Raw genomic sequence first — 11321 nt, forward strand, 5'->3', positions numbered from 1 at the left:
GATCAGTACTTGTCGTAGATCGCCTGGGTCGAGGCCTGGCCTTCGGCGATGGCCTTGTCGAAATCCCAGCCGTCGACCACCACGCGCTGCACCAGCTTGGGGATGATGAAGTTGGCCGACATGTCGGCATAGGCGGCGTTGAACACATCCGGATAAGCGGGCGGCGTGCCGGTTTTCGCCAGATCGAGCAGGCCATTGAGGATGGTGTTGGAGCCGTCGAAAGCCGGGAGCTGTTCCTGGTCTTTCAGCACCGGGCCCCAGATGGCGTACTGAAAATACTCGTTCATGAACTCGGAGTTGGCGAGGTGCTCGAGCAGCGATTTGCCCTCTTCGACCAGCGGGCTCCTGGCATTGATGACGCGGCTTTGCGGGCTGACCGGCGAGATGGTGCCGATCGGACCGGCGGGCAGCGCCGAAAAGCCGGTCTGTTCAAACAGCTCCGGATCGTCCTTGCGGGCCGCCACGGCCACCGAGCCGGTATTGGCGATGAAGCCGACCTGGCCCGAGAGGTATGCCTGGTTGTCGCCCGAGCCATCCCAGACGGTGTTGCCCGGCGCGAACAGCCCCTTGTCCCAGGCGTCCTTCAGCCAGGTGAGCCACAGGCGGGTTTCGGGAGAATCGAGGGTGACTTTCTTCCCCGCATCGTCGGCGATGCGGCCACCGAACGACTGCAGCACGCTGGTCTGGAGGTTCCCGTCGCCGACATTGGAGAGTGCGAGGCCGAGACCCGAAAGCGGTGGCTTGTGGATCGCCGCGGCCTGCGTCACCAGTTCGTCCCAGGTTTTGGGCGCCGCGGTGAAGCCGGCCGGCTCCAGCAGGTCCTTGCGTCGCATCAGCAGGTTGCCGCTGACGCCGAACGGAATGGCGGTGCGGCCACCGGCCACGGCGGTCATGTCGCTGGCCTTGGCCGGACCTTCGAACCAGCCGCCATGGGCGCTGCCGATCCGCTCATAGACGTCATCGACCTTGGCGAACACGTCCTGCCGCGACAGCAGTGTCAGCAGTTCGAGCCCGACATCGAAGACATCCGGGAGCGTGCCGGAGGCGATCGCGGCCGAGACCTTCTGGGTGATCTCGTTGACGTTGATGAGGACAACCTCGGTCTCGACATTGTTGGCCGCGCCCCAGGCGGTGACCGCGTCGATCAGCAGCTTGTGGGCGGTATCGCTCAGCACCAGGCCGCCCCAATAGGTGAGCTTCTTCGACTGCGCGATGGCCGGCATCGGGAAGGCTCCGGCCGCTGCGAGGGCCACGCCGCCCGCGGCGCTTGCCAGCACCCGCCGGCGCGTCCAGCCGCCTTTGTTCATTGTCTCATTCACTGCTTGTCCCTCCCACGTGAACGGTGCTGGCGGCGGCAGGCGAACGCTGGGTGCCAGCGCCGTCCACCCTCCTCTCCACCCCACCAAACTGGCATGACAGGTAACAGGATGACGGCATGACATCAAGTCTTGTGGGCTCATCCGTTTTGGTTATGCTGGCGGCCAAGCAAGCGAAGGACACTCGATGAACGAAGGCGATTCCAGCCAAGGTCTCGGACTGGCGCCGATATCCCGCCCCAAGCTGTACGAGGTGGTGGCAGCTCGCCTCGAGGCGGCGATCCGCGATGGACGTTTGAAGCCGGGGGACCGGCTGCCGTCGGAACGAGACCTGATGGAAACCTTCGAGACCGGCCGTCCCTCAGTGCGCGAGGCGTTCCTGTTCCTCGAGAAGAAGGGGCTGATCGAAACCGAGAACGGCCGGAGGGCGCGGGTGCGCCAGCCCGATGTGTTCAGCGTGCTGGAATCGCTCGACAGCGTCATTCACCTGTCGCTGCAGGACGGCGAGACGTTCAAGGACCTGTTCGCCGCCCGCTCATTTCTCGAGCAGGCAATGGCGCGAAACGCCGCGAAGACCATCACCGACGCACAGCTGGCGCTGCTGCGTGAACGGCTCGACGGCAATGGCCGCGCCATCGGCGACCGGCACGAGTTCGTCCGCACCGACGCGCTGTTCCACCGCACGCTGTTCGAGGTGGCCGACAACCGCATCTTCGAGGCGGTGCACGATGCCTTTGCCGGCTGGGTCGAGGAGCGGCGCTCGAAGCTGCAGCGGGAGTCGTTCACCGAACAGCACGCGCATCGCCAGCACACCGATATCTTCAACGCCATTGCCGCCCGCGACCCCGATGCGGCGGAGACGGCGATGCGCGACCATCTCAAGGGCTGGTGGGCGGCCTGGGTGACGCAGAAAGAGCTGCCGCAGGACGCGTATGTGGATCCGCCGACGACCTAGCGCAGCGGTCTGCGCCTCAAGGGGCAGGGCCTATCGCATATGATGGCGATGGGCACCTCTTGCCTTCTCCCCTTGTGGTCAGCGGACGAGGACGAACGTCCTCGCCGCGAGGTGCCCGAAGGGCGGATGAGGGGTCCGCGCAACGAAGTGTAGCGCGGCCGGAGCGTAGCGACGGGCGACTGGGTACGCGGAGAGAACCCCTCATCCGGCCTTCGGCCACCTCGCGGCGAGGGCTTTGCCCTCGTCCGCTGACCACAAGGGGAGAAGGCCATCCAACTACTGTCAGCGCTCGATAGCCCTGCCTCAAGGCGGAGCCTACCCTAAGGCTCGCGGTGGCTGACCCAGGGCATCTGGGTGGCGAATTTGCCGCCCGAGACGTCGATCATCGTGCCGGTGATGTAGGAGGCGAGGTCCGAGGCGAGGAAGCAGATGAGGTTGGCGACATCTTTCGGGCTGCCCCAGCGGCGGAGCGTCAGGGTGTCGAGCAGGCGGCTCTTTTCGGCATCGGTCCGGTCGGCGAAGCGGTTCATCGCCGTCGGGATCATGCCCGGGGCGTAGCAGTTGACGGTGATCTCATGCGCCCCAAGCTCCCCGGCCAGCACCCGGGTCAGGCCCTCGACGCCGGATTTCGAGGCGGCATAGGCCGCGCCGCCGACCGACGGGATGATGGCGGCGAAGGACGAGGCGTTGAGGATGCGGCCGGAGCGCTGGCGCTTCATCACCGGGATCACCGCCTGGCACATCAGGAAGGTGCCCTTGAGGTTGACGTCGAGGTTGAGGTCCCAGGTTTCCTCGGAGAGCTCTTCGACCCGCGCACCACCGGCGACGCCGGCATTGTTGACGAGGATATCGATGCGGCCGAAGGCCTGCTCCACCGCCGCCACGGCGGCACGGTTATCCTCGGTCTTGCGCACATCGCAGAGCAGTTGCAGGCCGCGCCACCCATTGCGCTGCCACTCCTCGGCCACCGCATCGAGCAGCTCCTGGCGGATATCGGTGACGACGATGATGGCGCCCTCGCCGGCCAGGGTCTTGGCGATTTCGTTGCCGATGCCGCGGCCGGCGCCGGTGACGATGGCCACCTTGTTCTTGAGATCGATCAGCATGTTGAGATCACCGTGTTGGGAGAGGTTCGCCGGCGAGGCCGGCCTCGAGAGGTTGGAGACGGAGTTCCGGCAGGCCGGGAGCGCTGAGGTGCAGCGAGGTGTTTTCGCCGGCGCGGACGAAGACGATGGCCCGCCCGTCGAAGCTGCGCCGCTCGGGCACTGCGTATGGGGTGTTGTCGCTGAGGTCGCCGCTCTCGATGCCGAGCAGAACGCCGCCGTGCACCTCGACCGTCAGCGGCAGGTCGTTGCGCGCCACCCCGCCCTGCGCGTCGCGCAGCGTGCATTCGATCTGGATGACGCTGTCGCCGAGCAGGCCAGCGGCCGCGCACCAGCGAATGGCTTCGTCGGGCGCCTGCCACACCACAGCGTCGATCCGCACCGCGTCGCCGCGTGGGCCGAATGTATCCTGCGCCACCAGACCGTTCCGGCGTGTCTCCAGCAGCAGCGGCCCGTTCGATGGCAAGGCCGCGGCAACCCAATAGCCGTGCTCATCGTCGCGGGTCAGCGCGACATCCACGCCGGCGCAGCTCAGCCGCGGTTCGCCGTTGGAGAAGCAGACCACCTCCACCTCGCCACCGGCGATGTCGTTCCAGGACCGGGCGATCGGGTGCGACCAGAGGTTCTTCTTTTCGTCGCCGCGCTTACGTGTCGCGATATAGGCCACCGGTTCGTCAGCCCACCAGCTGCGCCGCAGCTGGGCGCTGTGCTTGATAAAACCGGCGATGGTCAGCAGCCCGGCGCGCGAGCCGTGATGCGGCCAGCGGTCGGTCTCGCCGAGATAGTCGATGCCGGTCCACAGGTACTGGCCGGAGATGTAGCCATTGTCGGTAACGGCGCGCCACTCGGCATAGCCATGACCATTCTCGCTGCCGACGATCGGCTGGCCGGGGAACTTCTGGTGATCGGCCGGATAGAGGTGCTCCTTGTAGTTGTAGCCAACCAGATCGAGCGGCTCGAGAAAGCCGGTGTAGCGCGATAGCTCGGGGAAGGCGGCGCCCACCGTCACCGGCCGGGTCGGATCCTTGGCTTTGACGATGGCAGCGAGGCGCCGCGAGATAGTGGCGAGGCGCCGGGCATCGGGGCGGTTCGGATCGTAGGCGCGTTGCTTGGCCGATTTGTTGGCGTCGTTATTGCCGGTCATCGCCTCGAACATGGCGCTGGCATAGGGATCGTTGGGATAGTCGATCTCGTTGCCGGTGCTCCAGGCGATGATCGAGGCGTGGTTGCGGTGCGCGTCGATCATGTTGACCAGGTCGCGCTCGCCCCACTCATGGAAGTCCTGGGCATAGCCCTGATGGCGTGGCGGGTAGACATTGTGCCCCTGCCACCACTTGTTCTTGGGGTTCTCCCACTCGTCGAAGGCCTCGTCGATGACGTAAAAACCGAGCGCGTCGCAGAGGCGATAGAGTTCCGGGGCGTGCGGGTTGTGCGCCATGCGCACGCCGTTGCAGCCGAGCTGCTTGAGGTTGAGCAGCCGGCGCAGCCACACCTCCGATGGTACCGCGGTGCCGAACGGGCCGGCATCCTCGTGCAGGCAGACGCCCTTCAGCGTGCGCGGCTCGCCGTTGATGAAGAAGCCGCGCTCGGGGTCGAAGCGGAAGGTGCGGATGCCGACGGTCTCGTCGTAGACGGCGCGCTGGCCGGCACCCCAACTGAGGGTGGTGGTGAGCCGATAGAGGTTCGGGGCGGTGTCGGACCACAGCTCAGGCTGCGGGACGGTTGCCGTGACAACGGTCTCGGCCGACGCCCCTGCGGCAAGCTCTGCCGTCGCTTCGAAGGTCTCGGCGCGGCCCGACGAGAGCGAGCGCAACTCGTGCCGTACCGCGACCGTCAGCGCTGCCGCGGTGTCGTTGATCAGCCGCTGGGTGACGCGGACCGACGCTTCCGCCGCGTCGGCCGCCAGCGTCTCGAACACCGTGCCGTATTCGGCGAGGCGCACCGGCTCATGCAGTTCGAGCGTGACGTGCCGGTTAATGCCCGAGCCATTGTACCAGCGGCTGTCGGAGATATCGGTGTGCTCCACCCTGACGCTGATCACCAGGTCGTCGCTGTTGGCGTAGGAGAGGATTTCGGTCAGATCGAACGAGAACTCGGCATAGCCCGAGGGGCGGCCGCCGACATGGTAGCCGTTCACCCAGACCCGGGCGTTCTTGTAGACGCCGCCGAACTTGAGCCGCACGTGCTTGCCGGCGAGATCGCCGACCTCACGCAGCGAAACGTGCGCCCGATACCAGCCGATGCCGCCGGGCAGGTACCCGGTGCCGCTCGAATGGCGCTCGGCGAAATCCTCTGCGATGCTCCAGTCATGCGGCACGGTGACCGGCCGCCACGCGGTATCGTCAAAGCCCTTGGCCCAGGCCTCCGGCGTGTCCGTGAGGGTGAAGACCCACCGGCGGATATCGTAGCTATGCATGAGCCGTCGGCCCTTATCTCTCAGGTGGATGCCGACGCAGCGGCAGCGATGTACTTGCTGAAGACGCCGGCAAACAGGCGTCCGTTGATAGTGGCGATGCCGGCAAAGCCGACGAAGAACCAGAACAGTCCGTAGCCGGTGAACTGCGGGTAGAAGATGGTGATGATCACCGAGAGGGCGATCAGCGCCATTGCGGCCAAGCCCGTAAACGGGTGCTTCCAGGAGAGGAGCCGCGCGTTGCGCAGCACGTCGCGGATACGGCCGTCGAAGCTGGCGAGATAAGGAAAGACGAACAGGGCGGCGGCGGCGAAGTTGAAGGCGAGCACGTACCAGACGGCGAGGAGGATCAGCTCGGCCAGCGGTCCGAAGGTCAGGTTAGTGACGACGACGTACCAGGCGGCCAGGACGCCGACCAAGGCCAGCAGCAGCAGCCAGATCAGCGTGGCCTGGCGGAAGTTGCGCTGGAACGAGCGAAAATAGTCCGCGCTCACCGAGTTGCACTCCCCAGTTGCTAGCCGCATCGCGGTGAAGTTCAGCGCCGTCAGCGAGGCGCCGAGGGTGAAGACCGGGACCGAGGTGGCGACGAACAGCAGGTTGAGGACGATCACATCGGCAAAGAGGCTCAGGCCGCGCATCAGCGCCGAGTCCTGCGAGAACAGAGTTGCCATGCTGGATCCTCCGGAGCGACCGGGCGGTGCGAACACCGCCCGGTCCGGTTCGACAATCAGAGGCCGCGGGCGGCTTTCCAGGCGTCCATATCGGCCTGGATGGAAGCGCGGGCGTCCTCGTAGCCGACATCCTTCAGCTTCTGGCGCATTTCGGCGACAGCAGCGGCCGGGTCCTCGAACTTGCCGTATTGCAGCTGCGGGATGTACTCCGACAGCACGCCGGCCATCGCCGCGAGGGTCGAGTCGATGTTCTGCTTGTTCACGATCAGCGTCGAGTACGGGTAGTCCTTGGCCCTCGCATCGAGCGCGGCGATGATCTCCGCCCGGTTCGGGGCCTGCTTGGTGCGCGGCAGCTCGAACTCGTCGGTGCGGCCCCACCAGTAGTCGGTGCCCAGGGCCATGGTGGAGGAGTCGTAGCCCTCCGGATAGCCGAGCTTGCCATCAGCGGTGATGACGTAGTCGACATCCTTGATGCCGAAATTGAACAGGTCGTAGATTTCCTTGTCGTTGCGGATCAGGTCATAGACCTGCAGCGCCTTTTCCGGGTTCTTCGAGTAGGCGCTCACGGCCATGGCGCCGTGGGTGAAGATGTCCTTGAAGAAGTTGCCGTTTTCCTGGCCCCAGTAGAAGAACTTGGGATCGGAGCCGGGCTGCTTGGTATTCATGTTGTTGACGATGTCGTTGACGAAGGTCTGCGTGTGGTGCTGCTCCACACCGGAGAGGCCGGCATAGAGCTCCTCGCGCGTATCGCCGTCATAGTTCAGCGCGTCTTCGCGCCACACCCCGATATCGTTCCACTGCTTGGCGAGCTTGGCCGCTTCGACCAGCGCGTCGCCCTCCATGTACCAGGAGGTGACGGTGTAGGGGTTGGCCGCCGTGGTGTGGAACGGGATGTAGTTGCCGGCGCTGATCCCCTGCAGGGTCTGGAAGTCGGTGTGACCCTGGATATAGCCGGTAAGCGCCGCCTCGTTGGCGCCCGCGACATCCCACGGATAGGCGTCGGGCTTATTGGCCTTCACCCACTCGAAGTATTTGGTGAAATCCTCGAACTTGGTGATCTCGCCGTTCTCGAAGCCGGCCTCCTTGGCCCAGTCGCCACGGTAGAAGAAGCCGTGGTTGGTGTACTGGGTGTAGTTGTCCTCGGGGGCGAAGTAGATCTTGCCGTCGGCGAGCTTGGTCAGATCCCAATGGCCGTCAGCCTGCACCTGGGCCCAGGTCTTGGGCGCGTTGGCCTGCAGCATTTCTTCTGACAGCGGCAGGAAGGCGCCCTTCTCGGCGTTCTCCCAGGCGTAGAGCCAGTCGGTGGCAGTGGCCACGAGATCGACATTGTCGTCGCCCGACAGCAGTTGCACGTTGTACTGGGTCTGCCAGTCGGCCCATTCGATGTAGAACAGGTCGAGCTTGGCGTTGACCTTGGCGACCAGCAGCTCATTGAGCTTTTCCAGCATCGCCTCGAGGCGACCGTTGGTGGGCTTGTTGCCCATGGTCAGCATGGTGATCTCGGTCGGCGCGTCCTGGGCGAACGCCCCTGCCGTCAGCGCCGGCATGCTGATGCCGATGGCCAGCAGCGCCGCCCCGACCCGCACGAAGTTCCTTCTCTTCATCTCAGACTCCTCCTCTGAATTTCTGACTTCTTCGACTTTCCCGCCGAGATTTCCCTCAACTCGAATATGGCTTCGAGGGTGCGGCCGGTCATCGGCGCCGGCCGCGTAGTTGGTTGTTCGCCGCCGCTAGCCTTTCACCGCGCCGATGGTGATGCCGCTGACGAAGTATTTCTGGACGAACGGGTAGAGCAGCAGGATCGGGCCGGTCGCGACGATGGCGCTTGCCATCTTCAGCGTATTGCTCGGCAGCGCCGTAACGCTGACATTGGAGCCGGCCACCGAATTGCGCAGCGCGTTCGCCGTGTTGATGATGTTGTAGAGGTGGTATTGTAGCGGTTTGAACTCGACCGTGCTGCCCAGGTAGAGCGAGCTGAGGTACCACTCGTTCCAGTAGCCCAGCGCCAGGAACAGCCCGATGGTCGCCAGCGCCGGCTTCATCATCGGCAGACAGAGCTGGGCGAAGATGCGGAAATCGCCGGCCCCATCGACCTTGCCGGATTCGATGATCTCGTACGGCACGGTGCGCATAAAGTTCTTCATCAGGATGATGAGCCACGGCGTCATCAAGAGCTGCAGGAACACCGCCAGGTAGTTGCCTCTGAGCCCCAGGTCGCGCGCCACCCACAGGAAGGTCGGGGCGAGGCCGGCCGAGAACAAAGTGGTGAAGTAGATGAGGAACGAGATGTGGTTGCGGAACGGAAAATCCTTCCGGTGCAGCGCGTAGCCGGTCATCGAGATGATGAACAGGCCGATCGCCGTACCGAACACCGTCATGACGATGGTGACCACATAGGAGCCGATGATCTGCTTGGGCGCCTTGAAGATCCATTCGTAGGCGGCGAGCGAGAAATCCTTGGGCAGGATGCCGAAGCCCGATTTCATGATCGCCGCTTCGCTCGACAGCGAGGCCGACAGCATCATGACGAAGGGCAAGAGGCAGAACAGCGCGAACAGCGTGATGGTGATGTAGGAAATCGAACGGATGAGGAGATCGCTGCCATCGAGCTTGATGGCGCGGGGCTTGGCCGGCCCGAAGCCGACGCCTTCCGTTGCGATTGGGCGTGCCAGGTCAGAAGAGTGCATAGTCTTTATTGATCCTGCGCACGATCCAGTTCGCCGTCATCACGAGGGCGAAGCCGAACAGCGACTGGTAAAGGCCAACTGCGGTGGAGGTGGTAAAGTTGTTCTGCGACAGCACCATCCGGTAGACCGAGGTCTCGATGATGTCGGTGGTCTGGAACAGCGCGGCATTGTTGCCGACAAGGTTCCAGAACAGCCCGAAATTGCCGTGCATGATGCCGCCCAGGGCGAACAGCACCAGGATGATGAAGGTCGGCTTGAGGCTCGGCAGGGTGACGAAACGGATGCGCTGCCAGGCGGAGGCGCCGTCGACCGTCGCCGCCTCGTAGAGGCTGCGGTCGATGCCCATGATGGCGGCGAAGTAGACGATCGAACCGTAACCGGTCGATTGCCACAGGTGCACCATGATGATGATCAGCGGCCAGGCGCCGGCGCTCGAGTAAATCTTTATCGGGTCGCCGCCGGTCTGCTTGATCAGCGCGTTGAGCGCACCGGTGTCGTAGTTCAGGAGGTTGAAGGCGATGACGCCGACCAGCACCGACGAGATGAAGAAGGGCAGGAACATCGCGGCCTGGCTGAGCTTCTTGAACCAGGCCAGCCGCACCTCGTTGAGCATGATCGCGATGGCGATCTGCAGGATGTTGCCGAGCACGATAAAGGCGAGGTTGTAGAGGATAGTGTTGCGCGTCAGCGTCCAGAGCTGACCGGATTTGATCAGGAACTCGAAGTTCTTGAAGCCGACGAACGGGCTGCCGAAAATCCCGTCGCGATAGTTGAAATTGGTGAAGGCGATCCACGCGCCGGGCAGCGGCATGTAGTTGAAGACGATGAAGAAAATGATCGCCGGGACGCACATCAGCAGCAGGACTTTGCTGTCCGCCAGCTGCCGCCAAATGGACTTAGGTCCCCGGGACGTATCCGTTCCTGACATCTTCCCCCTCTCTGCCGTCAGCCGCGGCGTCCCTCCAGACGCTGCCACTGTGAGCAACCGATGGATCGGCTCCCGTGTGGCTCGCAACCAACCGGGCCCGAGCTTTTTGCTCATGGTCGGCTTAGTGCAGTCGTGCGGGTCTCTCCTCCCGCCGGCATAGTGTTAGCCGGGGGATGCGCTCTGCGCAAGATTTTCAGTAAATATTTAGTTCGCGGTCTGCGAGGCGCGAATTCGGGTGCTGCCGCGCCAGCGAATGGACGTCGCCAGGGTCACGCGCTTGGGCAGTTCGCGCCCGCCCATCCGCTCGAGCAGCAGCTCGACGGCGCCTTCGCCGATCTCCTCGGCGGGGAGGTGGACGGTGGTCAGCGGTGGGTTGAGGAACTGCGCCACCGAGATGTCGTTGAAGCTCGCAACCGCGATATCGTCGGGGATGCTGAGGCCCATCTCATGGATGGCGCGGTAGGCGCCGACCGCCATGTTGTCATTGGCGGTGATCAGCGCGTCGGGCCGATCGGGCTGCGACAGAATCTGGCGCGTCAGCCTGTAGCCGCTGTCTTCGGTCTTGCCGTCGGTGAGGCAGATGCGCTCGTCGAACACCCCGGCTTCCTTGGCCCATTCGGTATAGGCGCGGCAGCGCCGCTCGACCCGCGTCGGGGCGACGCCGTCATAGACATCGACCCAGCCGGCAAAGGCGATCCGTCGGTAGCCGGCCTCGCGCAGCGACTGCAGGAGCTTGCGCGTCGCCAGCATCAGGTCCGCCTCGACCGAATCGATCTCGTCGGTGGGCGGAGCAAAATCGGCGAACACCAGGTTGCGGTTATGCCGCTTGAGCCAGTCGATCTCGTTCTCGTCATGCCGGCCGATGGCGATGATGCCCGAGGCGCCGCGCAGCAACGAGGCCTCCGGCAGGCTGTCAGTGTGGTAGACCTTGATGGTTTCGATCTTCAGGGCCTGGCAGCGGCTCTCTATCCCCAGCCGCAACCCGACATAGTAGGGATCGACGAACTCCTGGTCGGGGCGCAGGTAGTGCACCAGCGCCACCTTGCCGAGCCCCTGCTGATAGGCGCGGTTGCGGGCGCGCGGCGTCTCGTATTTCAGCGCCTCGGCGGTTTCGATGATCGCCTGCCGGGTCTTGGGTGTCACCGAAAGCGTCTGGTCGAAGTTCAGCACCCGCGACACCGTCGCGGACGAGACGCCCACTGCCTTGGCGATTTCCTTGATCGTGACCACGACGCTTCCCCAACCGGG

General features: G+C 64.4%; 9 protein-coding genes. 1 reads left to right on the plus strand and 8 read right to left on the minus strand.

Annotation, left to right across the window (positions count from 1 at the left end; genetic code table 11):
- Window positions 1-2: 2 nt before the first annotated feature.
- Window positions 3-1319: an ABC transporter substrate-binding protein gene (locus tag VW23_RS08530; protein WP_176730358.1), complete on the minus strand. Its 1317-nt coding sequence runs from the start codon at window positions 1317-1319 to the stop codon at window positions 3-5.
- 184 nt (window positions 1320-1503) lie between these two features.
- Between VW23_RS08530 and VW23_RS08535 the strand changes: the two genes are divergently transcribed.
- Complete coding sequence (locus VW23_RS08535) at window positions 1504-2271, plus strand: FCD domain-containing protein (RefSeq protein ID WP_069909150.1); 768 nt, start codon at window positions 1504-1506, stop codon at window positions 2269-2271.
- A gap of 320 nt (window positions 2272-2591) precedes the next feature.
- On the opposite strand, the gene VW23_RS08540 is transcribed toward VW23_RS08535, so the two are convergent.
- The 7 genes from VW23_RS08540 to VW23_RS08570 all read right to left on the minus strand — a co-directional run bounded on the left by VW23_RS08540 (window position 2592) and on the right by VW23_RS08570 (window position 11303).
- Entirely contained in the window at window positions 2592-3377 is a 786-nt protein-coding gene (locus tag VW23_RS08540; protein ID WP_069909151.1) for an SDR family NAD(P)-dependent oxidoreductase, read from the minus strand.
- Between the two features lie 7 nt (window positions 3378-3384).
- Window positions 3385-5790 (minus strand): glycoside hydrolase family 2, encoded by a 2406-nt coding sequence (locus VW23_RS08545; RefSeq protein ID WP_069909152.1) that lies wholly within the window; start codon window positions 5788-5790, stop codon window positions 3385-3387.
- Window positions 5791-5810: 20 nt separating this feature from the next.
- Entirely contained in the window at window positions 5811-6458 is a 648-nt protein-coding gene (locus VW23_RS08550; protein WP_069909153.1) for a DUF624 domain-containing protein, read from the minus strand.
- 56 nt (window positions 6459-6514) lie between these two features.
- Complete coding sequence (locus VW23_RS08555; RefSeq protein WP_069909154.1) at window positions 6515-8062, minus strand: DUF3502 domain-containing protein; 1548 nt, start codon at window positions 8060-8062, stop codon at window positions 6515-6517.
- A gap of 126 nt (window positions 8063-8188) precedes the next feature.
- Window positions 8189-9145: a carbohydrate ABC transporter permease gene (locus VW23_RS08560; RefSeq protein ID WP_201788028.1), complete on the minus strand. Its 957-nt coding sequence runs from the start codon at window positions 9143-9145 to the stop codon at window positions 8189-8191.
- The gene (locus tag VW23_RS08565) at window positions 9132-10073 is read right to left on the minus strand and encodes an ABC transporter permease (RefSeq protein ID WP_069909155.1); all 942 of its coding nucleotides are present in this window, start codon (window positions 10071-10073) and stop codon (window positions 9132-9134) included. The genes VW23_RS08560 and VW23_RS08565 overlap by 14 nt, the downstream gene beginning before the upstream one ends.
- A gap of 204 nt (window positions 10074-10277) precedes the next feature.
- Window positions 10278-11303: a LacI family DNA-binding transcriptional regulator gene (locus VW23_RS08570; protein WP_069909156.1), complete on the minus strand. Its 1026-nt coding sequence runs from the start codon at window positions 11301-11303 to the stop codon at window positions 10278-10280.
- Between the last annotated feature and the right edge of the window lie 18 nt (window positions 11304-11321).

It is taken from the genome of Devosia insulae DS-56 (assembly GCF_000970465.2).
Taxonomy (GTDB): Bacteria; Pseudomonadota; Alphaproteobacteria; order Rhizobiales; family Devosiaceae; genus Devosia_A; species Devosia_A insulae.

Coding starts and splice junctions, on each gene's coding strand:
- VW23_RS08535 (WP_069909150.1), top strand. CDS start 1,504: ATGAACGAAGGCGATTCCAGCCAAGGTCTCGGACTGGCGCCGATATCC.
- VW23_RS08540 (WP_069909151.1), bottom strand. CDS start 3,377: ATGCTGATCGATCTCAAGAACAAGGTGGCCATCGTCACCGGCGCCGGC.
- VW23_RS08545 (WP_069909152.1), bottom strand. CDS start 5,790: ATGCATAGCTACGATATCCGCCGGTGGGTCTTCACCCTCACGGACACG.
- VW23_RS08550 (WP_069909153.1), bottom strand. CDS start 6,458: ATGGCAACTCTGTTCTCGCAGGACTCGGCGCTGATGCGCGGCCTGAGC.
- VW23_RS08555 (WP_069909154.1), bottom strand. CDS start 8,062: ATGAAGAGAAGGAACTTCGTGCGGGTCGGGGCGGCGCTGCTGGCCATC.
- VW23_RS08560 (WP_201788028.1), bottom strand. CDS start 9,145: ATGCACTCTTCTGACCTGGCACGCCCAATCGCAACGGAAGGCGTCGGC.
- VW23_RS08565 (WP_069909155.1), bottom strand. CDS start 10,073: ATGTCAGGAACGGATACGTCCCGGGGACCTAAGTCCATTTGGCGGCAG.